This is a genomic window from Niallia sp. Man26, assembly GCF_022049065.2.
Classification (GTDB): Bacteria; Bacillota; Bacilli; order Bacillales; family Cytobacillaceae; genus Niallia.
In genome coordinates, this window is sequence record NZ_CP095743.1 from 1,176,809 (window position 1) to 1,200,987 (window position 24,179).

A 24,179-nucleotide genomic window follows, 5' to 3' on the forward strand; every position below is an offset into this window, starting at 1 on the left:
TATCATCAGTGGGGGGATATTAGTGGAAAAAGCGCTTGTGATCGGTGGAACAAGGTTTTTTGGTGTGCATCTTGTAAAGTCATTATTAGACATGGGTGTTCATGTAACAGTAGCAACTAGAGGGACGGCGGCAGATCCCTTTGGAGACGAAGTGGAACGAATTTTCTTTGACCGCTCTGATTTAACGAACTTTAAGGAATCATTTAAAGATACAAAATGGGATGCTGTTTATGACCAGATTTGTTACTCCTCAGAAGATGCACTTAATGCAATAGAGGTTTTCAGCGGAAAAACGGAACATTACATACTAACATCCACATTATCTGTGTATGACTCTTACAAGCAGCTTTTAAAAGAAGAAGATTTTAATCCATATGAATATCCAATCGTTATAAAATCCGTCAAAGAGGTGACATATCAAGAAGGAAAAAGACAGGCAGAAGCTGTGTTTTTCCAAAAAGCCCCTTTTAAGACGGCAGCAGTAAGAATTCCCATCGTACTTGGAATCAACGATTATACTAAAAGACTTGAATTTCATACAGAAAAAGTGGCAGCCGGGGAAGAAATCTATTTCCCTAACATTCAGGCAGCAATGGGATTTATTGATGAAAAGGAAGCGGGAAACTTTATTGCCTGGGCTGGAGTAAAGGGGATAGAAGGGCCAGTCAATGCATGTGCTGACGGCATCATTCACTTGTCTGAACTAATAGCAATAATTGAAAAAAGCACTGGAAAACAAGCGGTTTTAGCTAATGAGAAGCAGGACAATAATGCATCTCCTTATGGAATTGACTCATTTTGGGCAATGAGCAATGATAAAGCTAAAGGGATGGGGTATCTATTCTCGAATTTGCAAGAGTGGCTGCCAAGCCTTATAAATAGTATAACAAAAAAGTAAAGTGAATAATTGGAAACTAGCCAACCCTGTGCGTATGGTTAGTTTTTTTGCGTAAAGGAAACTTTTTTAACATAATGCATATAAATGGTATTAAAGGAGTGATTTAAATGAATCGAAGCGGACGAGTTGAAAAGAAGATTGCTGCATATTCTTATATTTGCAAAACATTAGGAATTATTAATGAAGCAGAAATGAAACAAATCCAAGCTGGCATCTCTAATAAAAAACGGCAAAATCGCTAAAAGAGGAAAGCTTAGAACGCTTTCCTCTTCATTTAGGTGGTTTCAGGTGAGGACTTTTTATGTTTTAAATGTACGATAAAGGTTGCAATCCCAATCAGTAAAACACAAGCAAGACTTATAAAGAAGCCAGTTCGAATACCTTTTTCTAACACTGTCCCGCTGACAGCAGCAAGAATAAGAAGCAGTCCGATTATTGCCTTTGTCTTATCCCATCCTTTAGGCTTCAAAACTTTAAAGGAGGAGAACAAAATAAATGCCCAATTGTACAGTAACAGTATCCCGGCTGCAGTTGTAATATACTCAAATATCTTCCCTGGCAATAGTAAAGCAGCTAGAACGGATGCAAATAATCCTATTGCTCCTAAAGTTAATGAGGGAAGGGGCAGTTTATGAAATTTCTTTAGCTTCTTTTCGAAAATTTTAGGTGCATCGCCACCTTTAGCCATTGTAACAAGTAATTTAGTTACACCGAATAGCGATGCAGTCATCGTTGAAAACCCAGCAATAATGATCGCCCCATTAAAAACATGAGGGAAAAAGCTGAGCGGATAACCTGCGAGTGCTGTTACAAAAGGACTTTCCTTCTCATTAAATTTATCAAGTGGTACAAGCAATACTGCTAAAGCTAAAGACAGAACATAGATAATCAGCAAAATGATGAGCATATTAGTACCAGCTTTTGGTGCATCCTTCTTGTCCTTAAGCTGCATCGCCATCATTCCAATAACTTCTATCCCTCCATATGCATAAAAGGCATAGATAAGAGACGTCCAAAATCCTTTATAACCTTTTGGGAAAAAAGCATCAAGGCTTTTAGGGGTCTGCATAGCATGATCTCCGCCATGAATCCAGCCAAATAAAGCTGCAGCTCCTAAGATGATAAACATAACAATCGCTGCTGTTTTTATAACAGCTAAATAATTCTCAACCTTATCAAAGCCGTCTGTGCCCAAGAAAACGACAAATATCGATAATACAGCAAAAATACAAGCAAATACCCAAAGAGGTATTTTGGGAAACCAAAATTGTGAAAGAAGAGACAGGGCGGTAAGCTGGCTGCCCATAATAAGAATATTGGAACCCCAATAATTCCAACCGCAGCTAAAGCCGGCCCAAGAACCAAAAGCCTTGTTAGCGTAATAACAAAAGGACCCTTCCTGGGGATCTTCTGCTGTCATTTTTGCCAATAAATTAAAAACAATATAAGTTCCAATTGCCGCAATCATGAAAGATAATACAATCGCTGGACCTGTTTCAATGATTCCCAGGCTGGAACCTACAAAGTAGCCAGTGCCAATCGTACAGCCGACACCAACAAGTGATAATTCATACCATTTTAAATTACCTTGCTTATTTGAATCCTTCTGATTGTCTTTTTCTTGGCTGCTCATAATAACTCCTTCTTAAATAATAATAAAAATGGTTATATGTCTTAACTTAGTATGTATCGTTTTCATTGAAATATTTGCGGAGCGCTGATTTTCATCATTGATGGAAAAATATGTGTAAAATTAAGCGGCAGACCCTGTCTAAGCACTACAAAGGACTCAGGAAAAATAAGTCCATTTACATAACTTTGCTAAAAAATTTGCTGCTTGTTTAAAATTCCGCTAAAATGAGAACGAAAAAAGTATGCCAGAAAGAGGTTCAAGCATGATAGATCATATTGTCCTTGTCAAATTTAGTGAAACAACAACAGAAGAACAGCTGCAGGAAGTGATTAAAAGGTTCCGCGCCTTAAGAAACAAAATCATGGGAGTTGTAGACCTGCAGGCAGGACTGAACTTCGCCCAAAGCAGTAAAGATTATCAGGTAGTCCTGAAGGTTCGTTTTGAAGACAGGGAGGCCCTTGCATTATATGGACCAAATCCCGAACATCAAGCAGTAGCAACATATATTCGCGAAGTCGGCAGAGTCGACAGCATCGTCGTGGATATTGAAATATAAAAGAAAAACAGGCCGAAATTGGCCTGTTTTTTGTATTAGATGGATCAAAAGAAATTATCTCCACACATTAAAAATAGAATGCATAGCGGCAGGTTGATACGTGAAGACTATGATTAAATCGACAAATATTTGTAAAAAGTTCTCACTGAAGCATAACTAACGTATTTATAATAACAACGCATGACATCAAGGTTTTTTCCTGGTAGGTAAGAGCAAGGATTGGATGGAGTCGCTGTGACATATCTCACACAAAACAAAAAAATCTTTAAAATTTTGCGGTTCTCACATTTATTTTTAATAAAAAAGTGGTATTATATTAAAGGAGTTAATGAAGGGTTGTTGTAGAAACTTTAGAATTACTAGTTTTGTATAACTACATACCTTATTATCAATGTATCCAAATTATTAGTCTACGAACTATTGTGCAAAAATGCACAATAGTTTGATATTCAAAAAAACATTAGGAAAATGCCAATAGCAAAGGAGAATCAGTTATGTCAGAAACAACTACACAAACAAGTGCTGAACTGACAGCTACATCTACTAATAGCCAAGACTTATTGGATCAGCTTTTAAAGCCTGAGGTACAAGAGTCATTGACTACTTTAATCGAACAGCTGCCAAAATTAACAGAAGTCGTTAATACATTGACAAGCTCATATGATCTTGTTCAAGGCCTATCAAAAGATGAGGTCTTCATGAGTGATATGGTCAATGCAACAACTGAAATGCTTGAACCAGTCGTTCATTCAGCAAAAGGTATGGCTTCAGCTGTAATTGAAGCGAAGGATCGTGCTGAGCAAAGCAATGAAACAATCGGTGTATTCGGATTGCTTAAATTACTAAAAGATCCTCAAGCTCAAAAAATGCTGCGTTTTACACAAAGCTATCTTCAAATCTTGAACGAACGCGACCAACAAAAATAAGTTCAACAATTGAATAGAACGAAGGACGGAGGATATACCATGGCAAAAAATATAGTTATTTTAGGTGCAGGCTACGGCGGTCTATTGGCAGCTCAAAATGTCCGCAAATATTACACTAAATCACAAGCGAATGTAACGGTAATCAATAAATATCCAACACACCAAATCATTACGGAATTGCATCGCCTTGCAGCAGGAAACGTTCATGAAAAGGCTGTAGCAATGCCTCTTGATAAGCTTCTTAAAGGTCTTGATGTTGATATTAAGATTGCAACAGTTGAATCTTTCAACGTAGATAATAAAGAAGTAATCCTTGCAGGCGGATCTAAGCTAAGCTACGATGCACTTGTTGTTGCATTAGGAAGCGTAACAGCTTACTTCGGTATTCCTGGATTGGAAGAAAACAGCATGGTTTTAAAATCAGCTGAAGATGCAAACAAAATTTTCAAGCATGTGGAAGAACGCATCAGCGAATATGCTAAAACGAAAAAACCAGAAGATGCTACTATTCTTATCGGCGGCGGCGGATTGACTGGTGTTGAACTAGTTGGTGAACTAGCTGACATCCTGCCTGCAATGACAAAGAAATACGGCGTTGACTATAAAGAAATCAACCTATCTCTTGTTGAAGCAGGACCAAAGATTCTTCCTGTTCTTCCAGATGATTTAATCGACAGAGCTACTAAAAGCTTGGAAGCTCGCGGCGTTAAGTTCTTGACTGGACTTGCAGTAACAAATGTAGCAGGCAATGTTATTGACTTGAAAGATGGTCAAAAAATCGTTGCTAACACATTTGTATGGACTGGTGGGGTTCAGGGTAACCCTCTAGTTGGTGTTTCTGGTCTAGAAGTAAACCGCGGACGTGCTACAGTTAATGACTTCTTGCAATCAACTTCACATCCTGAAGTATTTGTTGCAGGAGACAGTGCTGTATACTTCCCAGCTGATGGAGATGGCCGTCCAGCACCTCCAACTGCACAAATCGCATGGCAAATGGGTGAATTAATCGGGTACAACCTTTTTGCTTACCTTGAAGGTAAAACACTAGAAGGATTCAGCCCAATCAACTCTGGTACACTTGCAAGCCTAGGCCGCAAAGACGGAGTTGCTATTGTTGGCGGAAGCTCTACACCGCTTAAAGGCATGCCTGCATCATTGATGAAAGAAGCTTCTAACATCCGTTATCTTTCACATATTAAAGGCTTGTTCAGCTTAGCATACTAATATCTTTTCTAAAGGAAGGGTTGTCTTAACGACAATCCTTCCTTTTTTATTTTTTATTTTATAAAACGATGAATTAACGAGAAAAACAGCAAAAAACAGAGAATTGGTTAGATGAGGACGAGTAATTTGCATTGCCTGCGTCTTTTAGCGTTTTTTTGTTCTTTTTTGCTCTTTTTCCTTCATTTACTTTTTATCTTTTTGGGAGTAATATCTTCAAGTAAATAATATTTCGTAAATCGCTTAATCCATTTTTGGAGCGGGGGACCCAATTTTTATGTGCCGTGATAATGGCGCTTGGGGTGAATCCTATTGCAGGAGGGGCAACTCTCAGATGTCCCAACCCGACAGCTAACTCCGCAAGCGTTTAGAGAGAGGAATAATCTGATGTTCGATTTGACACGATCGACCACGGGGTATCCTCGTGGTTTTTTTGTGTGCAAAAATTGGGATATCGCCTACTTGGAAAGACATTTTACGAGAAAGCTGGAGGGTAACATGAGCGGTTCAATTTTGAAACGAATTTTAATTGGGAAGCCACTAAAAACAAGTGCATTGGGGGAGCAAAAATTAAATAAGCTTAAAGCATTGGCGATTCTTTCTTCTGATGCACTTTCATCGGTTGCATACGGAACAGAACAAATACTGCTCGTATTAGCAGGTATTGGTATTCTCGCATACTGGTATTCTATACCGATTGCCATTGGGGTACTTGTGCTGCTTGTAGCACTGATATTATCATATCGTCAAATCATCTACGCATATCCTCGCGGAGGCGGTGCTTATATTGTTTCAAAAACAAATCTAGGGGAAAATGCCGGCTTGATTGCAGGAGGCTCCTTGCTCGTTGATTATATCCTGACTGTTGCTGTAAGTGTATCAGCAGGTACAGATGCAATTACATCAGCATTTCCTAGCTTACATGAACATAATGTGCTTATAGCCAGCTTGTTTGTTATATTAATTACTATTTTGAACTTAAGAGGAGTCACAGAATCAGCATCTATTCTGGCTTATCCAGTGTATCTGTTTGTTATCGCGTTAGTGGTTCTGATTCTTACAGGTTTATGGAAAATGGTCACAGGTGATGTTGGCAACGCGGTGCATACACCAATTGGTACAGCTGTTCCTGGATTGAGTATTTTTCTATTATTGAAGGCATTCTCATCTGGATGCTCAGCGTTAACAGGGGTCGAGGCTATTTCCAATGCTGTACCGAACTTTAAAGAGCCTTCAGCAAAAAATGCAGTCCGAACATTAACGCTGATGGGAGTTATACTGGGAGTGCTCTTTTCCGGTATTACCTTACTTGCCTATTGGTATGGGATTTCGCCAAAAGCAGAAGAAACGGTTGTATCACAAATCGCTTCAGAGGTGTTTGGCCGGAATGGATTTTATTATTTCATTCAAGTAACGACAGCGCTTATTTTAATATTAGCTGCTAATACTGGCTTTGCTGCGTTTCCGTTGCTTGCAGTCAACCTTGCTGTTGATAAGTATATGCCAAGAATTTTTACAATTCGTGGTGACAGATTGGGCTATTCGAATGGAATTGTTACATTAGGAGCGGCATCTATTCTATTAATTATTCTTTTTAAAGGGAATACAGAAATGCTTATTCCGCTGTATGCAGTAGGTGTATTTATTCCATTTACACTATCCCAAAGCGGAATGATTAAAAAATGGTGCACAGAAAAACCGAAAAACTGGAAGTGGAAAATGAGGATAAACTTGGCTGGGGCATTAATAACACTAACTGTGCTGCTTATTTTATTCACGACAAAGTTTTCTCAAGTATGGTCTGTGCTGATATTCCTACCGATAATCGTCTTTATCTTTCATAAGATTAAAGGGCATTATGAGGATGTTGCCAGCCAGCTCCGTATGGATGAACATCATAAAGCAGAAAAGCCAGAAGGTAATATTGTTATTTTGCCTGTTGCTGGGATAACGAAGGTTGTCGATAATTCTTTAGCATATGCAGAAACGATTGGACAGACGATTATCGCTGTATATGTTGCCTTTGACAGAGAAAGCGAAAAACGGATGGAGGAGAAATGGAAAGCATATAGACCGGATATCCGCCTTGTGACAATCCATTCCCAATATCGCAGTTTAGTGAGACCATTAAGGAGATTCATAGATGTAATTGAAGAAAAAGGAGCAGAAAATAACCATAGTGTCACGGTTATTATTCCACAGTTCATAACGAAAAAAAGCTGGCACAATATCCTGCATAATCAATCCAGCTTGCTTCTTAAAGCCCATCTTCTTTACAGACGAAATGTTATCGTAACTACTGTGCCTTTCCGGTTTAAAAAGTAACAGAGAGAAGGGGGCTCATAAACATGAGCCCCCCTTTTTATTAGCCGTAAAGAATACCGCCGTCGATTAATACTGATTGTCCTGTCATATAGTCTGAATCTTTAGAAGCGAGAAAGGATACAAAATTGGCTACATCTTCTGGTTCCTGTGTGCGGCCTAATGCTATAGATTTAGAGAATTGTTCAAAGGCTTGCCCTTTTTCGAGATTCATATACTCAACCATGCCCTCGTCAATTCTGTCCCACATGCTGGTGCCGACAATGCCTGGGCAATATGCGTTAACTGTTATTTTGGCAGAAGCGAGTTCCTCAGCAGCAGCTTGTGTCCACGCTTTGACTGCAAATTTAGTGGCAGAATAAGCACCTAGTAAGGAATAAGCTCTGTGCCCTGCGATGCTGCAGGCATTAATGATTTTTCCGCCAGTTCCTTGTTTTTTCATTTGCACTGCGGCTGCTTGGATACCGTACAAGGTTCCGAACACGTTGACTTCAAAAATTCTTTGTAAATCCTCTTCCGAAATATTAAGAATAGAATCAACTTGATCTATACCTGCATTGTTTACAAACACATCTAGCTGTCCGTATTCTTGCACCGTTTGTTCTACTAATGCTTCTAGCTCTTGTTTTTTGCTGACATTTGCTTGAATTGCAATCGAATCGATGCCTTTCTCTATCAGTTCGATGCTGGTTCTGTTTGCACTTTCTTCATTAATGTCACTGACTACAACCTTGAAACCATCTTTGCCAAGGCGTTCTGCAATCGCTTTGCCAATCCCCATTCCAGAGCCTGTGATTACTGCTACTTTTTTATCCATAATGCTACTCCCTTCTATTACTAGTTAATTACCATCCTAATTCCCTGATAGAAAGGCAGTGAAACAAGCAAAACCTTATTTAACAGATTTCCTGGGAAATTTGTCGACAGGATAAAAGTAGTTAAAATAACAGAAAAAACTTGCATTCATGTATAATAAAAGAGACTAAAAAGCAAAGGGGATATGAGAGATGAGTTTGGCTACAATTATTAAGGAAAGAAGAACCTTTAAGAAGTTTAAAACAGAAGCTATTGATTTGGAAACAATTAAAGAGCTGCTGCAAGTATCAGCATTTGCTCCAAACCATAAATTAACAGAACCGTGGGAAATCGTATTTATCGGGGAAGAAACAAGGGCTAAGTTTAATCATAAAATCAATTTCGGAGATGCGCCAATTTTATTTGCTGTTTTATCTCACAAAGGAAAGACTGCTTTAGAAAGGGAAGAAAATACAGCTGCGGTGTCTTGTTTTATCCAAAACTTTCTATTGCTGGCATGGGAGAAAGGAATCGGAACTTTTTGGAGTTCTGTAGGCGCTTCTGAGAACGGTAGAAATATTTTAGGTGTGACAGAAGACTATGATGTGATTGGTGTAATTGCAGCTGGGTATCCTGATGAGACGAAGGACGCAAAGGAAAGACAATCGATCGAATTAAAAGTAAAACATTTGAATTAGGGATTTAAAAAACTTGATTTTATTAAATCAGGTTTTTTTATTGAGCAATTTCTTCCTTATCCAGCTGTCTTCTGACTGTTGTAAATGCAACGATATTTGCAATTTCTTCTTTTGTAAGCGGCTTTCCATCTACTGTCAGCACAAGGTTGTCCATTTTCGGAATAGACCCAATTTCTACTTTTGTTGTCTTATTCTTGCGGGAAAGAATTACATCAACAGAAACATCAAACAAGTCTGCTATTTGAATGAGGGCTCTTAATGATGGCTCGCGGTAGCCAGATTCATAGCCGGCATAAGTGCTTTTAGCAATTCCTAAAAGTTCAGCTGTTTCAGCTTGAGACCAGTTTTTGTTTTTCCTAAGTTCACTTAATATTTGCAGCAACTTTAATTCCTCCTTTTACTCTATATTTGGAGTATAGCATGTCAATCCTCGTTTTAAAAGAAAAAATACGCGAATTGAATACATATATTGCTTTATTAATAGGAATGGTACTATAATACAAATAAATAAATACGCGTAACGCATATAAAGAAATGATGGAGGAAGTAGGAGGAACACTCATGAAAAAAATATTGCTGCTTGCAACAGGTGGTACAATTGCTTCTGTAGAAGGAAATGAAGGGTTAGTTCCTGGCATGTCTGCGGAGCAGTTATTAGAGCATTTTGAAGGAGATTCTCAGACTGTTGATGTCACATGTGAAATACTGATGAACAGAGACAGTACGAATATGCAGCCAGAGCATTGGAAAGTGATTGCTGAGGCAATCAGCAACAATTATAACTTATATGATGGTTTTGTGATAACACATGGAACAGATACGATGGGCTATACTTCTGCAGCATTATCATACATGCTTCAAGGATTAGACAAGCCAGTTGTTATTACAGGATCTCAAGTTCCGATCAGCTTTAAACAGACTGATGCAAAGAAAAATGTGGCAGACAGTATCCGTTTTGCAACAGAAAACATCGGCGGGGTATTTGTTGTCTTTGATGGCAGGGTTATCATTGGCACGCGTGCAGTGAAGATGAGAACGAAAAGCTATGATGCTTTTGAGAGTATAAATCATCCGTATGTTGCATCCATTCAAGACAATCATATTCATTATTACTGGAAGCCTGGCAAAGCAGAAGGTTCTTTTAAGAAGGATACTAGCCTGTGTCCAGATGTGTTTCTGTTGAAGCTTCATCCAGGTACGAAGCCGGAAATATTCGACTATTTAAAAGACAACTATAAAGGCATTGTTATTGAAAGCTTCGGCAATGGGGGCCTGCCTTTTGAGGGAAGAAACCTGCTTCCTAAGCTTCAGGAAATGGTAGAGTCAGGAGTGGCTGTCGTCATCTCCACCCAGTGCCTAGAGGAAGGACAAGACTTGTATTTATATGAGGTAGGAAGAAAGGTTGCGCAATATAATGTTATCTTATCGGCGGATATGAACACAGAAGCTATTATCGCCAAGCTGATGTGGGTATTAGGAAAAGCAGATAATGTTAAAGAAGCAAAAGAATGGATGGAGAAGCCGATCGCATGGGATCTTTCAGTGGATTGGGAAAAGTGAAGGTAATTTCGTTTGAGAAGACAGCAAGCTATATTTGGCTCCATATAGGGGTATTGCTTATGGCCGTTAATATTCATTATTTTATGGCGCCAAACCAGTTTGCTTCTGGAGGACTCGGAGGTTTGAGCATTGTCCTTCAAGCGGTGTTCCCTAATATGCCTCTTGGCGGGCTGATGGGTTTGCTCAATATAATATTCTTCCTGTTAGGGTTTGCGTTTTTAGGGTTTCAATTTGGCCTTAAAACAATCTATGCTAGTTTTTTGTTAACGTTTTTTGTTTGGGGATTAGGAGAACTAGATCCTGTAAGTGCACCGTTAAGTCATGATCTTTTCATCCAGCTTGTTGTCGGTACTTTAATCGCGGGCTTTGGGTTAGTGCTTGTATTAAAGCAAAATGCATCTACTGGTGGGATGGACTTAGTTGCCATGATACTCAATAAATATTTTTCGATTGAAATAGGCAAGGCCGTACTTATGGCAGATTGTCTTATTTCTGTGGCTGCACTGTTTGTTTTCGGTGTGGAAAAAGGATTGTACGCCTGCTTTGGAGTTTTCTTGAGAGGAATTGTAGTGGATTACTTCCGCAACCAGCTGCAAATGACAAAAGAGGTAGTTATCATTAGCGAGAAATGTGAATTCATTAAGCAGTATATTATTGAAAACCTTCATCAAAGCGCAACACTGCACTCTGCCAAAGGGGCATTTTCTAATGACGATAAAGAAGTTATTACGATTGTATTAGAAAGACAGGATTATATAAAATTAAAAAAATTTATCTATAAAATTGATAAGAGAGCATTCATTACTGTACATAATATGAACGAAGTGATGGGCAGTAATTTTAATAATGTTGTTTAAACAGGCATGTAACAGGGTAAGTATTTCTACCCTGTTTTTTTTATGTCTTTTTGAGGGGTCAGCTTGATTTTTAGGGATTTTTTGTCTGCTGGCAGTGGAAAAACACGGAAAAATATCTTAATAACTGAAAAAACCATCCGATAATACATAGTATAAAAAGCATTTCTTCATTGTGATAAAACGTGACTATAGTATTATATACGTATAATCGCATAAAGAATAATATAGGTAATATACAGTAAATATATGAGAACAAATTACATAATGAAGTTTTGTAGGTCAATAGAATCATATTGTTGGATGTGATTCTAGTAATAAGGAGGTTTTAGGATGAAAAAAGTAATTGTGCCAGGTGTGTTTTTTACGGCATTATCAGCACCTGTCCTTATTCAAGAAGCACAAGCAGCGTCAAATGAGGCTGTTGTAAAGTATGTCAATGTAGAAAGCAACTCTTCCCTTAATGTGAGAAAAAGCGCGTCATCTAGCGCGGCTGTAGTAACAACGTTAAAAAAAGGAAAAGAAGTAACTGTTCTGTCTGAAAGCAATGGATGGGCAAAAATATCTGTTGATGGGAAGACTGGCTATGTAAGCACTGCCTATCTTTCTGAAAAAACTAGTAACTACATAAAATATGTGTCTATTGATCAAAATTCTACTCTGAATGTGCGAAGCGCACCGAATACTTCTTCGTCTGTTGTTACAAAAATAAAAGTGAACACTAGTGTGGAAGTTTCCTCAACATCTAATGGCTGGTCAAAAATAAAAGTGAACGGAAAGGAAGGATACGTAGCTTCTAAGTATTTAGCTGACAAGGTAACAGCAGTAAAGGATAATTCTTCGGAAAGCTCTTCTTCCAAACCAAACACAGCTGCTGAAGCAAAAACAACTACGATGTATGTCAATGTTGACCAAGGTTCAAGCTTAAACATGAGAAACAAGGCTTCAAACAGCGGGTCTGTAATCGTGAAGCTTGCCAGGGGAGTGGCGGTAACATCTTACGGAGATTCTAATGGCTGGACAAAAATAAACGTTTATGGAAAAGAAGGATATGTTTCCACACAATATCTATCAAAAACAAAACCTTCAACATCTACTGCTGACAGTGGTTCAACCAATGTTGTGAAAACTACAACGAAATATGTAAATGTTACAAAGGGTTCCTCATTAAATATGCGTTCTAGCGCCAGCACAAGCGCAAGTGTAGTGTCCAAGCTTGCAAGAGGGACAAAGGTGACAGTAACTTCTGAAGCAAACGGCTGGGCGAAAATTACAGCAGGCGGCAAAACAGGCTATGTGAGTACAAGCTATTTGTCCTCATCAAACCCAGACAGTCAAAGCAGCAACAATGGCAACTCCGGCAATACAGATACAGGCAAAGAAACAGCTGTAACAAAGTATGTGAATGTGGATAAAAATTCAACGTTGAATATGCGTTCAAGCGCCAGCACAAGTGCAAGTGTAGTGTCCAAGCTTGCAAGAGGGACAAAGGTGACAGTAACTTCTGAAGCAAAGGGCTGGGCGAAAATTACAGCAGGCGGCAAAACAGGCTATGTGAGTATAAGCTATTTGTCCTCATCAAACCCAGACAGTCAAAGCAGCAACAATGGCAACTCCGGCAATACAGATACAGGCAAAGAAACAGCTGTAACAAAGTATGTGAATGTGGATAAAAATTCAACGTTAAATATGCGTTCAAGCGCCAGCACAAGTGCAAGTGTAGTGTCCAAGCTTGCAAGAGGGACAAAGGTGACAGTAACTTCTGAAGCAAAGGGCTGGGCGAAAATTACAGCAGGCGGGAAAACAGGCTATGTGAGTACAAGCTATTTGTCCTCATCAAACCCAGACAGTCAAAGCAGCAACAATGGCAACTCCGGCAATACAGACACAGACAAAGAAACAGCTGTAACAAAGTATGTGAATGTGGATAAAAATTCAACGCTGAATATGCGTTCAAGTGCCAGCACAAGCGGAAGTGTAGTGTCCAAGCTTGCAAGAGGGACAGCTGTTACGGTTATTTCTGAAGCAAACGGCTGGGCAAAGGTGACAGCAGGCGGCAAGACTGGCTATGTTAGCAGCAGTTATTTATCTGCAAGCAAATTGGATGACAGCACTGGCTCTGAGTCTAAACCTGATACAGGTACCGGTACTGATACAAGCACTGGCAACGGTGAGCAAGGAACAACAAAGTATGTAAATGTCGACCAAGGATCAAGTCTAAATATGCGCAGCAAGCCATCTACTTCTGGAGCGGTTGTTGCAAAATTAGCAGCAGGTACAGCGGTCATTGTCTACTCAGAAGCAGATGGCTGGGCAAAGGTGACTGCTAATGGTCAAGAAGGCTATGTCAGCAGTTCCTATTTAACGACTAAACAAGCGGAAACTCCAGGTGTGAGCATTGGGGATACAGTTAAGACATACGTAAACTATGATATGACATTGAATGAAATGGCTGATATCCAAATGAAGGCAAACCCGCAAACCGATAAGGTTTACAATGTCTATATAAGAGAAGATGCTATTGCCTTTAAATCCTCTGATTCGACAAAAGGAACTGTTTTAGGAAGCGGATGGAGATTAAGAGGCGGTGCAGGTACAGAATACCAGGTCGTCAATTCTGTTCAAAACGGTCAAGTGCTGACAGTCACTTCAAAAGTGAAGGGTTCGGACGGTTATTATTGGTATAAAGTAAACAGCACACAATCATGGGTAAATGCAAGCAAAGAAGATACTACGTATTATTTGGATCCAAATAATTTCCTTAACACCACTGTGCAGTCCATGCAGTTTCTTAAACTGTCGGCTAAAGCTGACATTAATGACGCAGAAGTGAATGAACGCATTCTTGCGGGGAAAGGGGTTTTGGCTGGAAAAGCTTCCTCGTTTATCACGGCAGCGAATGCTTATGGTGTGAACGAAATTTACTTAATTTCTCACGCCTTGCTGGAAACTGGCAATGGTTCATCTACATTAGCGAAAGGTGTCCAAGTGAACGGCAAAACTGTTTATAATATGTATGGAATTGGCGCATATGATGGCAGTGCAATTTCAAGTGGTGCTCAATATGCATACAATGCAGGCTGGTTTACACCTGAAGCAGCAATCATTGGTGGAGCTAAGTTTATCGCACAAGGATATATTAATGCAGGACAGGATACGCTTTACAAAATGAGATGGAATCCGGGCGCTGCAGAAAGCACTGGGAATGCAACACATCAGTATGCAACAGATATCGGCTGGGCGTCAAAACAAGTAACCCAAATTCATAATCTATACAGTCTGTTAAACTCTTATACGCTGAAATTGGAAATACCAGTGTATAAATAACAAAAATGCTGACCCAATTATTTGGGTCAGCATTTTATTTTTCACTGATAAATTCATCCAACGCGTAATCTGCTGCGGGGATATCCAGCTCTTTATCTAAAGCAAGCTTAGCAAGCTGCTGGCCGAGATAAGGTCCCATTGTTAGTCCTGATGCACCTAGACCGTTTGCGAAAATAACACTGTCCTGCCCAGGAATTCTTCCGAAAATAGGCAAAAAATCTGCGGTGAATGGCCTAAAACCTACTTTTGCTTCCAAAAATGTACTGTTTAACAGTCCTGGAGCAAACAATAGCGCTTTTTCCATTATCTCTTTCATGCCGCCCGTTGTCAGCCTGTAATCAAGGGCTTCATCATTTTCATGGGTTGCTCCAATTACAATGCGGTTCCCATTTAAGGAAAGGATATACTGATCATGTGGCGGCATTACAACAGGCCAATCGTCGCTGTTTACTTCAGGCATTTGCAAGTGAATAATCTGACCCTTTTGAAAGCTTAAGTCAATTGCCAGCTTTAATGGCTGAAGAAGCTCATTCGCCCATACGCCGGCAGTAATAATAACTTCATCTGCCAGAATTGTTTCATGTGCTGTTTTAATGCCGATAACAGTGCCGTTTTCCATTAGCAAGCTGCAATCTGTTTGAAGAAATATCGCATCTAGTTTTTGAGCAGCAGATAGCAGAGAGTTTCTTAATGCCCAGCCATCAACTCTGGCAGCACCGCTCACATAAACAGACTGGTAGCCGTCCGCTAAAGGAGGGAAGAGCCTCTTTGATTCTTGTTCTGATAGAATCGTAACATCTCCTATTTCTGGTGCATCTTCTTTGCGTTTTAAAGTTCTTTTTACCATCGCTTCTAGTTTGTCTATATTATTGTGCGGGCTGATAGCCCCGACTTTTTTATAGCCTGTGTTAAATTCCCCGCTCGCCTGCAGCTCTTCCACTAAAGCGGGATAATATCTGGCTCCCTCCATCGCAAGCCTGTACCAACGCTTGTTGCGTCGCTGTGATATCCATGGACAAATAATTCCCGCTGCAGCTTTTGTTGCCTGTCCAGAATCCTCTCTGTCCACAATAGTTACTAGCGCACCTTGCTTAGCTAATTCATAGCCAACAGACGCTCCTAGAATTCCAGCGCCTATTATTACTGTTTTTTTCATTATAGTCCCTGCCTTACTAGTTATTAAAATGTGCAAAGTGTTACGTTTATGTGACATAACCTAATATAGGTTGCAGACTGTCCACAAAAAAGCGTACTATTATTTTAAGCTTTTACTAGGATAGATTTCAATCCATGCTATTTTAGGTACTGTATTTCAAGAAAATTACTAGATTAATATAAAATTGAAATATAACTGTAACATTCCTATTACTTAAATGACAAAATGTGATGCTATACTACTAATTGTTGGCGAAAGTTGTACAAAGAATAGAAGTTTCGTCGAAAACTAATCGAACGGCTTACAAAAATGGGCCTTTCCTAATATAATGATGGGGTAACCCCATAAACTTTACTAACTACATAAATTACTAGACAGATAATAATAGAACGTACATTAGACCAGTGCAGGGGGAAAATGAAATGTTAAAAAAGAAATTAGTAGTTTTAAACACAACAATTATGCTTGGACTTGGAAGCTTAGGTATTCCGGCAATCAGCGCAAAAGCAGAAACATCTGCATCTATTGCAAGTGAGCGTACTGCATTACAGGATAAAATTTCTGATGCTGAGTATAAAATTATTGAAGCGCAAGAGAAGCTTGCTGACTTAAATGCACAAATCAAACGTGTAGACAGTGCCGTTGAAGATAATAAAGAGCAAATTGAAAAGACAGAAAAAGATATTAAAAGCACGAAAGAAGAAATTGCTTCATTAGAAAAAGAAATTAAAGACCTTCAAAACAGAATTGAACAACGCAATGAAATTTTAAAAGAGCGTGCTCGCACATATCAAGAGAATGGCGGAAGCGTTGATTATATCGATGTTTTGCTAGGATCTGCTAGCTTCAAAGAGTTTGTTGACCGCGTTGGTGCTGTTGCAACAATCATGGAAGCGGACAAAGATCTTATCCAAAGCAATGAAGCAGATAAACAAGATTTAGAGAAAAAGCAATCAAGCGTTGAAGAAAAGCTATCAGGCTTAAAAGATATGCAATTAGATTTGGAAGAAATGCAAAAGCAAAACCTTGCTAAACAAGAGGAAAATGAAAAAGCGAAAGCTGAATTAGAAGAGAAGCAAAAAGAAAATGAAGCGGCTAAAGCAGAGCTTGAAAAGGAAGATAATTCTCTTGCAGCTAAAGAAGAAGAAATCAAGAAAATGATTAAAGAGAAAAAACAAGAGGATTTAGACAATTTAATCAGTACAACAACTCAAGCAACTTCAAGCTCAAGTTCTGATTCGAGCTCTAGCTCTAGCTCAAGCTCTTCTGCTAAGAAAAGCACATCTACAGCAAAGAAAAGCAGTTCAAGTGAACAAAAAGCAACAGGTGGAAAATCTGCTGTAATTACTGCAGGCTATAAATATATTGGAAACTCAACATATAAATTCGGTGGCGGAAGAACTGCTTCTGATATTGCAAATGGATTGTTTGACTGTTCTGCATTCGTAAGCTGGGCTTACTCTCAAGGCGGATACAGCATCCCTGCAAGCACTGATGCATTGAAAAACTACGGAACACAAGTTTCTTACAGCGATATTCAACCTGGAGATTTAGTATTCTTTGATACTTACAAAAAGGACGGCCATGTAGGTATCTATATCGGCGGTGGCAAGTTCATCGGATCTCAAAGCTCTAACGGTGTTGAAATTGTTTCTATGTCTAACAGCTACTGGAAATCTGTTTTCAACGGAAGAGTAGTACGTATCTAATTTGAACTATTAATAGAAAGCATTACTCGGTGGTTAGAATCATTGGGTAATGCTTTTTATTCTTCATTAAGTATATACCCTTATTTTTAAGCAATATTCAAATATTGTTTAAAAATTTTAAAAATGGCAAGAATGATCATAGCAGACAGAAAAGAGTTAATTAGTTTATAAAAAACTATTGATTTATTCATCCATATAGTTTAAAATCAATAATCGTAATCGTTCTGATTTGAAATAATCTTTTATATTTATAGTTTACATGTTTTATAATCACTTATAAATCGTAATCAATCCGAAATAATCACAGATCATAATGAAAGAAAAGGAGCAGATATAATGTTAAATACATATAAAATACTGATTATGTCGCTAATTGTCCTTGTTATCGCGGCAGGATGCAGCAATGGCAATGGAGAAACGAGTGAAGAGAAAGACAGCGATAAGCTGAAAATTATCACTACTTTTTATCCAATGTATGAGTTTACGAAGAATGTAGCCGGTGATAAAGCAGATGTTGAGCTGCTGATTCCATCGACTATTGAACCACATGATTGGGAGCCAACTCCAAAGGATATCGGTAACATCCAAAATGCAGATTTATTTGTTTATAACAGTGATGATATGGAAACGTGGGTTGCTGATATTGAAGCAAGCATCAATAATGACAAAGTATCTGTTGTTGAAGCAAGTAAAGGCATTGAATTGATGGATGGTGAAGAAGAAGAGCATGAACATGAAGAAGAAGGACATGAAGAAGAAGAACATGAACATGAGCATAGCCATGAAGCTGATCCCCATGTTTGGCTAAGTCCAGTTTTAGCGCAGCAAGAAGTCCAAACAATTACGGATGCAATCGTCAAGGCAGATCCAGATAATAAAGAGTACTATGAAACAAAAAGCAGCGAGTATATCGAACAGCTGAAAGCACTTGATGAGAAATACAAAACAGAGTTAGCAGATAAAACGTCAAATGAATTTATTACACAGCATACAGCATTTTCATACTTGGCAAAAGAATATGGACTTGTTCAAGTGCCGATTTCAGGGATTTCTCCTAGTGAGGAACCAAGTGCTGCCAAATTAGCAGAGCTTAAAACATATGCCCAAGACCATAAGATAAAAGTGATTTATTTTGAAGAGCTCACTTCTAGCAAAGTGGCTGATACTCTTGCAAAAGAGCTTGGGGCTGACACAGAAGTATTGAATGCATTAGAAGGTTTGAGTGATGAGCAGCAAAAAGCTGGTGAGAATTATATTACAGTTATGGAAGATAACTTAGAGCAGCTGAAAAAATCTCTTTTTGAGTAAAGATATGCTATAATCATTAAGGCGTATGTGAAGCATGTCATCACATACGCTTTCTATGTGAAAAAGAGGATAGTTAAATAGATAATAAAAAACGAAAGGGGAGATTGAGATGGCACTTGCTTCTATTAGAAATATAACATTTGGTTATGAACATCTGCCCTCATTAGAAGATGTTTCTTTCGACTTAGAAAGCGGAGAGTTTGTCGGAATCACCGGCCCGAATGGTGCGAGCAAATCGACGCTGTTAAAGCTAATACTTGGCTTGTTGAAGCCTTGGAGTGGAAATGTTGTTTTAAGCAAACAGAACAGTCAAGGGAAAAAATTGACGGTCGGCTATGTTCCGCAGCAAATATCATCTTTTAATGTCGGCTTTCCGAGCACGGTCTTAGAACTTGTTCGCTCTGGAAGATACCAAAAAAAGAAATGGTATAAGCGGCTTCAGGAAAATGACCATAAGGCAGTCCAAGTTGCATTGGAAATGGTCGGCATGTGGGAGCACCGTAATAAAAAGGTAGGAGATTTATCTGGCGGTCAAAAACAGAAAATCATTATTGCTAGAGTACTGGCATCAGAGCCGGATTTGCTCGTATTAGATGAACCGACGACAGGTATGGATGCTGAAAGCCGCAAAGGTTTTTATGAGTTTATGAGGCATCAAGTTGTATCCCATAACCGAACTGTCGTGATGGTAACACATGAGCAGGACGAAGTAGAAAGCTACTTAGATAAAATAATTCATATTGAGAAAGGAGAGAAGGGAGGATGGAGATGTTTGACCTTGAATTCATGCAAAGAGCATTTTGGGCAGGCGGATTAATTGCTATCATTGCACCGATTATTGGTGTGTTTCTTGTGTTAAGAAGACAGGCCCTGATGGCAGACACTTTGTCCCATATCTCGTTGGCGGGTGTGGCAATCGGCTATTTCTTTCACACTAATCTGACTTTCTCAAGCATTCTTGTTGTTGTGGCAGGTGCTTTAGGAATTGAATATATGAGACGGGCATATCACTCTTATTCAGAGGTTTCTGTTGCTATTTTGATGGCTGCAGGTTTATCCTTTGCCCTCTTTTTAATGAGTATTTCAAGCGGGGGAATGTCGACGAGCATGGATCAGTACTTGTTCGGAAGCATCATCACAATCAGCGAGCAGCAAGTTCTTGTGTTGGCTGCAGTAACTGTTATTATATTGCTATTTTTCATCATTTTTAAACGGTCTATGTATTTAATGACGTTCGATCAAGATACAGCAACAGCTAGTGGTGTGAATACAAATCTGTTATCGATATCATTCAGTATTTTAACAGGAATTGCGATTTCGGTGATTATTCCAACAATCGGTGTGCTGTTAGTGTCCGCATTGCTTGTATTGCCAGCTGCGTTTGCAATCAAGCTCGCAAAGGGTTTTAAAATGGTGTTCATCGTGGCAATCCTTATCGCCTTGTTCAGTATTTTCACTGGTCTTTTCTCATCCTATCAATTAGGAACTCCACCAGGAGCGACAATTACATTGCTGCTTGTCATACTATTAGGTTTTGGTTTCCTTATTCAAAAAATAGTGCTGCACTTCATGCGCTACCATAAACAAAAGGAATACCGAAAAAACTTCGGATAAAATAAGAGAAGGAGCTTTCCAAAATGAAAGCTCCTTTTCGTATACTTAATAGCCTTTCTTGTAATCTACAACATTGATTTCTAATTTCTTTTCAGCAAGGAATCTTTTTAAGTTCGGGATGAATATATCTTCGACTACTCGTTTATCATAATGCTCTGTGGAACCGGAAGTGTGTGGAGTAATGATGACATTATCCATTTCCCATAAAGGGCTCGACTCTTCTAATGGTTCTTTCTCAAATACATCCAGGCCGGCTCCTAAAATTTCTCCTGCAGAAAGAGCGGCTGCCAAGTCAGCCTCTTTAATGATTTCTCCTCTTCCAATATTGATAAGGAAGGCACTGTTTTTCATAAGTTGAAACTGCTCTTTTGTAAACAGATGGTAAGTATCCTCTGTTAGGGGAAGCGTGATAACAACGTAGTCACATTCAGGCAGAACTTCATTAAGCATATCTGTTGTGTACATCTCATCAACATAGTTCTCTGGTTTACCTGAATGGCGGATACCGATAACTTTCATACCAAAAGCTTTTGCTAATTTAGCTGTTTCTTTTCCGATTGCTCCGACTCCGATTACACCAACTGTTTTGCCATGCATCTCTAGCTTAATATCTGCTCCATCCCACTTTTTCTTTACTTGGTTTTTAATATAAGTATGTATATTGCGGGTTAATGACAGCATCAGTGCGAAAACAGTCTCGGAAATAGGAAAGCTATGAACGCCATTCGCGCTTGTTATCGTGATGTCTTTTCCTTCTAAATCTTTTAACGGAATGGAGTTAACACCAGCACTCCATGTTTGAACCCATTTCAGCTCATCAAGAGCATTCATGCTACTGTCTTCAAAGAATTTTCTCCAGCCAAGTATGATCGTTGTATCTTGCACATGTAGCTTCCATTGCTCCGGCTCGTTTGTCATAATAATATCCCAATCAGGTATTGCTTCTTGAATTTGTTTCACTAAGTTATCCTCTATTTGGCGAGTGATAAGCAGTTTTTGTTTTTTCATCCTATTGCACTCCTTTATTGGATAATAAGTATATTGTAACAATATACAAAAAATTTAACATCTGTTAGATGTAAAAAACCAGCAGACACCTTCATGTACTGCTGGTTTTTCCAATTAAATAATTCTTTTGCGCAAAAAACTGGAAATGGCGTCGATAATGGTAACCATTACGATAATTCCTAACAAGATGATTCCAACTCTGTCCCAATCCCTTGAATTTAACGCGAAAATCAAAGGTGTACCGATACCGCCTGCCCCAATGACACCAAGGATGGCAGCAGCACGAATGTTAATTTCAAATCGATATAAAGTATAGGATAAAAATCCAGGCAATACTTGTGGAAGCACAGCGAACCACAATACTTGCATGCGGTTTGCACCTGTCGCTGTTAATGCTTCAGTCGGACCCATATCAAGACTTTCGATTTCTTCTGAGAACAGTTTTCCGAGCATTCCGATGGAGTGCAATCCTAATGCAAGAACACCAGCAAAAGAGCCAGGGCCTACTGCCTTGATGAACAGAATAGCCATAACAATTTCAGGGAAGGTACGGATAAAGCTCAGCACGAATTTTCCTGAGGATGTAATTGCTTTGCCTTTGCTCATATTGTTTGCTGCCCAGAAGGCGAAGGGAACACAAAGAATTCCAGAAATAAAGGTACCAAGAATGGCAATAGCTAATGTATCCAGAAGGCCGCGCAATAAATCCTCGCCTTCAGGCAAATATACATAATCCCAATCAGGATGAAAGATTCCGGAAAAAATTGCTTTTGAGATTTGTCCTGCTGTTTCTTTAATATCATTTACAGGCATGCCGGCAAAAGCCCAAATATACACTAATGCGAGCAAGATAAAAATGACTGTCCTAAAAAGGTATTTTTTCTTTGGCTTATTAACTTTAGTGGATAGTTGGCTCATAATAATTTCTCCCGTAATTTCGTGCTAATATAATCAATCACTAACACAACAACTAACGTCATGATAATGATGGAAGCAGTCTTATCGTATTCAAGGAATCCAAGCGTTTTATCGTAATATTCCCCGATTCCACCAGCGCCGACCAGTCCAAGGATGGCAGCAGCCCGGACATTTACTTCAAATGTATATAAAACATAGGAAGTGAAATGAGCAGTTACTTGAGGAATAACACCAAAAAACACCCATTGCACCTTATTTGCTCCTACTGCTGTCATCGCTTCAAGCGGACCTGGGTCAATAGACTCGATAGCTTCATACAGCAGCTTTGCAACTAAACCAATAGAAAATATAGACAGTGCGATAATACCTGGAAGGGCACCAAGACCGAAAATAGCAACAAATATACTGGCAAGAAGCAGATCAGGTATTGTCCGGATTAAGTTAAGGATAAACCGGAATGGATAGACTATCCATGAGTTACGGATAATATTGCTCGCACACAGCAATGCAAGCGGGACAGCAATGATTGCTCCAAAAGTGGTGCCGATAACAGCCATACGGATTGTTTCAAGCATCGGCTCTAATATGTTCTCGAAATAATGCCAGTTTGGCGGCCACATTTGTACAAGCAAATCAAACATGTTAGGAAAACCGATTGTTAAGTCAGCAATGGAAGATTCTGTTTTAAAGGAGCTCCACCACAGTAAAGCCACTACTAAAATGATCGTGAAAATCATCTTTGTTTTGGCAGGCGGTTTTGGGGCATTTCTTAGCCCTGCTTTTGGTTCATTAATGTTCGGTTCGTTTATGCTCATACTGGTTCACCTAACAGCTCGTCTTTTTTGATTGGTCTGCCGTAAATTTCTGCAAACACTTCATCTGTGGCAGCTTCAACAGGTCCATCAAAGACTACTTCACCTGCCCTTAAACCGATAATTCTAGTCGCATACTCGCGGGCAAGATCAATGAAGTGAAGGTTAACTACTGTTGTAATGCCATCTTCTTCATTAATTCGCTTTAAGTCGTCCATTACTTGTTTTGTTGTTAATGGGTCAAGGGATGCGACCGGTTCATCCGCTAATATTACTTGCGCCTCTTGTGCGAGGGCGCGTGCAATCGAGACACGCTGCTGCTGTCCGCCTGAAAGCTCGTCCGCACGAGAATAAGCTTTTTCTAAAATATTAACCCTATTTAAGGCGTTTAAAGAAAGTTCGACATCATCTTTTGGAAAAGCCCCGAGAATCGTTCGGAATGTGTTATGATAGCCAACACGTCCGGATAGTACATTTTTTAATACGGTAGAGCGTTTTACAAGATTGAAGCTTTGGAAGATCATGCCGATATCACGGCGGATTTTTCGGAGGCCGGAGCCTTTTGCTGCAGTGATGGATTTGCCGTCTATCAAAATTTCGCCTTCTGAAATTTCATGCAAACGATTGATAGAACGGAGGAAGGTTGATTTTCCGGCACCAGAAAGCCCGACAATTACAACGAATTCACCTTTTTCAATCGTAATGTTAATGTTATTCAAACCCTTTGTACCATTCGGATAAATTTTCGTAACATTTTTAAACTGTATCAATTGCCTACCAACTTTCTCTTAATTTTAGAAAAAGAACCTAAACAACAAGCTTCTTTTTTCTACTAAACAACGGAATTTACTAACTCCGATGCTT

22 protein-coding genes and 1 riboswitch are annotated in these 24,179 nt (G+C 39.1%); of the genes, 14 read left to right on the forward strand and 8 right to left on the reverse strand.

The window, feature by feature from the left end:
- Positions 1 to 22: 22 nt before the first annotated feature.
- The gene (locus L8T27_RS05875) at positions 23 to 898 is read left to right on the forward strand and encodes an NAD-dependent epimerase/dehydratase family protein (protein WP_237941113.1); all 876 of its coding nucleotides are present in this window, start codon (positions 23 to 25) and stop codon (positions 896 to 898) included.
- A gap of 107 nt (positions 899 to 1,005) precedes the next feature.
- A complete protein-coding gene (locus L8T27_RS28630; protein ID WP_267913467.1) occupies positions 1,006 to 1,140 on the forward strand; it encodes a hypothetical protein in 135 nt (44 codons plus the stop codon).
- Between the two features lie 32 nt (positions 1,141 to 1,172).
- On the opposite strand, the gene L8T27_RS05880 is transcribed toward L8T27_RS28630, so the two are convergent.
- Positions 1,173 to 2,531, reverse strand: coding sequence for an amino acid permease (locus tag L8T27_RS05880; RefSeq protein WP_237941114.1), 1,359 nt, complete (start codon positions 2,529 to 2,531; stop codon positions 1,173 to 1,175).
- A gap of 262 nt (positions 2,532 to 2,793) precedes the next feature.
- Between L8T27_RS05880 and L8T27_RS05885 the strand changes: the two genes are divergently transcribed.
- From L8T27_RS05885 to L8T27_RS05900, 4 genes are all read left to right on the forward strand, one after another.
- Positions 2,794 to 3,087, forward strand: a complete 294-nt coding sequence (locus tag L8T27_RS05885) for a Dabb family protein (protein ID WP_233317750.1) — start codon at positions 2,794 to 2,796, stop codon at positions 3,085 to 3,087.
- Positions 3,088 to 3,581: 494 nt separating this feature from the next.
- Positions 3,582 to 4,013 carry a helical membrane plugin domain-containing protein gene (locus L8T27_RS05890; RefSeq protein ID WP_127735207.1) on the forward strand — a complete coding sequence of 144 codons (432 nt, stop codon included), beginning with the start codon at positions 3,582 to 3,584 and terminating at the stop codon, positions 4,011 to 4,013.
- 39 nt (positions 4,014 to 4,052) lie between these two features.
- Entirely contained in the window at positions 4,053 to 5,237 is a 1,185-nt protein-coding gene (locus L8T27_RS05895; protein WP_233317748.1) for an NAD(P)/FAD-dependent oxidoreductase, read from the forward strand.
- Positions 5,238 to 5,464: 227 nt separating this feature from the next.
- Positions 5,465 to 5,616: riboswitch (cyclic di-AMP (ydaO/yuaA leader) on the forward strand.
- Between the two features lie 116 nt (positions 5,617 to 5,732).
- Entirely contained in the window at positions 5,733 to 7,559 is a 1,827-nt protein-coding gene (locus tag L8T27_RS05900) for an APC family permease (protein ID WP_237941115.1), read from the forward strand.
- A gap of 40 nt (positions 7,560 to 7,599) precedes the next feature.
- Here the strand turns inward: L8T27_RS05900 and L8T27_RS05905 are convergent, their stop codons facing one another.
- Complete coding sequence (locus tag L8T27_RS05905) at positions 7,600 to 8,373, reverse strand: acetoin reductase (RefSeq protein ID WP_237941116.1); 774 nt, start codon at positions 8,371 to 8,373, stop codon at positions 7,600 to 7,602.
- A gap of 190 nt (positions 8,374 to 8,563) precedes the next feature.
- Between L8T27_RS05905 and L8T27_RS05910 the strand changes: the two genes are divergently transcribed.
- Positions 8,564 to 9,049: a nitroreductase family protein gene (locus L8T27_RS05910; RefSeq protein WP_233317741.1), complete on the forward strand. Its 486-nt coding sequence runs from the start codon at positions 8,564 to 8,566 to the stop codon at positions 9,047 to 9,049.
- A gap of 37 nt (positions 9,050 to 9,086) precedes the next feature.
- Here the strand turns inward: L8T27_RS05910 and L8T27_RS05915 are convergent, their stop codons facing one another.
- Positions 9,087 to 9,431 carry a helix-turn-helix domain-containing protein gene (locus L8T27_RS05915; protein ID WP_233317739.1) on the reverse strand — a complete coding sequence of 115 codons (345 nt, stop codon included), beginning with the start codon at positions 9,429 to 9,431 and terminating at the stop codon, positions 9,087 to 9,089.
- Positions 9,432 to 9,610: 179 nt separating this feature from the next.
- On the opposite strand from L8T27_RS05915, the gene L8T27_RS05920 reads away from it, so the two are divergent.
- From L8T27_RS05920 to L8T27_RS05930, 3 genes are all read left to right on the forward strand, one after another.
- Positions 9,611 to 10,609, forward strand: coding sequence for an asparaginase (locus L8T27_RS05920; protein ID WP_233317737.1), 999 nt, complete (start codon positions 9,611 to 9,613; stop codon positions 10,607 to 10,609).
- A complete protein-coding gene (locus tag L8T27_RS05925; RefSeq protein ID WP_233317735.1) occupies positions 10,579 to 11,466 on the forward strand; it encodes a YitT family protein in 888 nt (295 codons plus the stop codon). Before L8T27_RS05920 ends, L8T27_RS05925 begins: the two co-directional genes overlap by 31 nt.
- Before the next feature lie 330 nt (positions 11,467 to 11,796).
- On the forward strand, positions 11,797 to 14,790 hold the full coding sequence (locus L8T27_RS05930; protein WP_237941118.1) for an SH3 domain-containing protein: 2,994 nt from the start codon (positions 11,797 to 11,799) through the stop codon (positions 14,788 to 14,790).
- 34 nt (positions 14,791 to 14,824) lie between these two features.
- Here the strand turns inward: L8T27_RS05930 and L8T27_RS05935 are convergent, their stop codons facing one another.
- A complete protein-coding gene (locus L8T27_RS05935; RefSeq protein WP_237941119.1) occupies positions 14,825 to 15,946 on the reverse strand; it encodes an NAD(P)/FAD-dependent oxidoreductase in 1,122 nt (373 codons plus the stop codon).
- Positions 15,947 to 16,368: 422 nt separating this feature from the next.
- Between L8T27_RS05935 and L8T27_RS05940 the strand changes: the two genes are divergently transcribed.
- The 4 genes from L8T27_RS05940 to L8T27_RS05955 all read left to right on the forward strand — a co-directional run bounded on the left by L8T27_RS05940 (position 16,369) and on the right by L8T27_RS05955 (position 20,577).
- Positions 16,369 to 17,655: a coiled-coil domain-containing protein gene (locus L8T27_RS05940; protein WP_237941120.1), complete on the forward strand. Its 1,287-nt coding sequence runs from the start codon at positions 16,369 to 16,371 to the stop codon at positions 17,653 to 17,655.
- Positions 17,656 to 17,991: 336 nt separating this feature from the next.
- Positions 17,992 to 18,963 carry a metal ABC transporter substrate-binding protein gene (locus tag L8T27_RS05945; protein ID WP_237941121.1) on the forward strand — a complete coding sequence of 324 codons (972 nt, stop codon included), beginning with the start codon at positions 17,992 to 17,994 and terminating at the stop codon, positions 18,961 to 18,963.
- Positions 18,964 to 19,072: 109 nt separating this feature from the next.
- A complete protein-coding gene (locus L8T27_RS05950; protein ID WP_233314692.1) occupies positions 19,073 to 19,780 on the forward strand; it encodes a metal ABC transporter ATP-binding protein in 708 nt (235 codons plus the stop codon).
- Complete coding sequence (locus L8T27_RS05955) at positions 19,726 to 20,577, forward strand: metal ABC transporter permease (RefSeq protein WP_233314691.1); 852 nt, start codon at positions 19,726 to 19,728, stop codon at positions 20,575 to 20,577. Before L8T27_RS05950 ends, L8T27_RS05955 begins: the two co-directional genes overlap by 55 nt.
- A gap of 45 nt (positions 20,578 to 20,622) precedes the next feature.
- Here L8T27_RS05955 and L8T27_RS05960 read toward each other — a convergent pair whose 3' ends face one another.
- From L8T27_RS05960 to phnC, 4 genes are all read right to left on the reverse strand, one after another.
- A complete protein-coding gene (locus L8T27_RS05960) occupies positions 20,623 to 21,585 on the reverse strand; it encodes a D-2-hydroxyacid dehydrogenase (RefSeq protein WP_237941122.1) in 963 nt (320 codons plus the stop codon).
- Between the two features lie 114 nt (positions 21,586 to 21,699).
- The gene (gene phnE / locus L8T27_RS05965) at positions 21,700 to 22,503 is read right to left on the reverse strand and encodes a phosphonate ABC transporter, permease protein PhnE (protein WP_237941123.1); all 804 of its coding nucleotides are present in this window, start codon (positions 22,501 to 22,503) and stop codon (positions 21,700 to 21,702) included.
- Positions 22,500 to 23,318, reverse strand: a complete 819-nt coding sequence (gene phnE / locus L8T27_RS05970) for a phosphonate ABC transporter, permease protein PhnE (protein WP_237941124.1) — start codon at positions 23,316 to 23,318, stop codon at positions 22,500 to 22,502. Before phnE (L8T27_RS05970) ends, phnE (L8T27_RS05965) begins: the two co-directional genes overlap by 4 nt.
- Positions 23,315 to 24,085 (reverse strand): phosphonate ABC transporter ATP-binding protein, encoded by a 771-nt coding sequence (phnC, locus tag L8T27_RS05975; protein WP_233314687.1) that lies wholly within the window; start codon positions 24,083 to 24,085, stop codon positions 23,315 to 23,317. The genes phnE (L8T27_RS05970) and phnC overlap by 4 nt, the downstream gene beginning before the upstream one ends.
- Positions 24,086 to 24,179 lie beyond the last annotated feature (94 nt).

What these genes read in the sequence shown, in the direction of transcription:
- L8T27_RS05900 (WP_237941115.1), top strand. Translation starts at nt 5,733, where the DNA reads ATGAGCGGTTCAATTTTGAAACGAATTTTAATTGGGAAGCCACTAAAA.
- L8T27_RS05895 (WP_233317748.1), top strand. Translation starts at nt 4,053, where the DNA reads ATGGCAAAAAATATAGTTATTTTAGGTGCAGGCTACGGCGGTCTATTG.
- L8T27_RS05885 (WP_233317750.1), top strand. Translation starts at nt 2,794, where the DNA reads ATGATAGATCATATTGTCCTTGTCAAATTTAGTGAAACAACAACAGAA.
- L8T27_RS05925 (WP_233317735.1), top strand. Translation starts at nt 10,579, where the DNA reads ATGGGATCTTTCAGTGGATTGGGAAAAGTGAAGGTAATTTCGTTTGAG.
- L8T27_RS05935 (WP_237941119.1), bottom strand. Translation starts at nt 15,946, where the DNA reads ATGAAAAAAACAGTAATAATAGGCGCTGGAATTCTAGGAGCGTCTGTT.
- L8T27_RS05940 (WP_237941120.1), top strand. Translation starts at nt 16,369, where the DNA reads ATGTTAAAAAAGAAATTAGTAGTTTTAAACACAACAATTATGCTTGGA.
- L8T27_RS05950 (WP_233314692.1), top strand. Translation starts at nt 19,073, where the DNA reads ATGGCACTTGCTTCTATTAGAAATATAACATTTGGTTATGAACATCTG.
- phnE (WP_237941124.1), bottom strand. Translation starts at nt 23,318, where the DNA reads ATGAGCATAAACGAACCGAACATTAATGAACCAAAAGCAGGGCTAAGA.
- L8T27_RS05910 (WP_233317741.1), top strand. Translation starts at nt 8,564, where the DNA reads ATGAGTTTGGCTACAATTATTAAGGAAAGAAGAACCTTTAAGAAGTTT.
- L8T27_RS05905 (WP_237941116.1), bottom strand. Translation starts at nt 8,373, where the DNA reads ATGGATAAAAAAGTAGCAGTAATCACAGGCTCTGGAATGGGGATTGGC.
- L8T27_RS05880 (WP_237941114.1), bottom strand. Translation starts at nt 2,531, where the DNA reads ATGAGCAGCCAAGAAAAAGACAATCAGAAGGATTCAAATAAGCAAGGT.
- L8T27_RS05890 (WP_127735207.1), top strand. Translation starts at nt 3,582, where the DNA reads ATGTCAGAAACAACTACACAAACAAGTGCTGAACTGACAGCTACATCT.
- L8T27_RS05920 (WP_233317737.1), top strand. Translation starts at nt 9,611, where the DNA reads ATGAAAAAAATATTGCTGCTTGCAACAGGTGGTACAATTGCTTCTGTA.
- L8T27_RS05945 (WP_237941121.1), top strand. Translation starts at nt 17,992, where the DNA reads ATGTTAAATACATATAAAATACTGATTATGTCGCTAATTGTCCTTGTT.
- L8T27_RS05930 (WP_237941118.1), top strand. Translation starts at nt 11,797, where the DNA reads ATGAAAAAAGTAATTGTGCCAGGTGTGTTTTTTACGGCATTATCAGCA.
- L8T27_RS05960 (WP_237941122.1), bottom strand. Translation starts at nt 21,585, where the DNA reads ATGAAAAAACAAAAACTGCTTATCACTCGCCAAATAGAGGATAACTTA.
- L8T27_RS05955 (WP_233314691.1), top strand. Translation starts at nt 19,726, where the DNA reads ATGGAGATGTTTGACCTTGAATTCATGCAAAGAGCATTTTGGGCAGGC.
- phnE (WP_237941123.1), bottom strand. Translation starts at nt 22,503, where the DNA reads ATGAGCCAACTATCCACTAAAGTTAATAAGCCAAAGAAAAAATACCTT.
- L8T27_RS28630 (WP_267913467.1), top strand. Translation starts at nt 1,006, where the DNA reads ATGAATCGAAGCGGACGAGTTGAAAAGAAGATTGCTGCATATTCTTAT.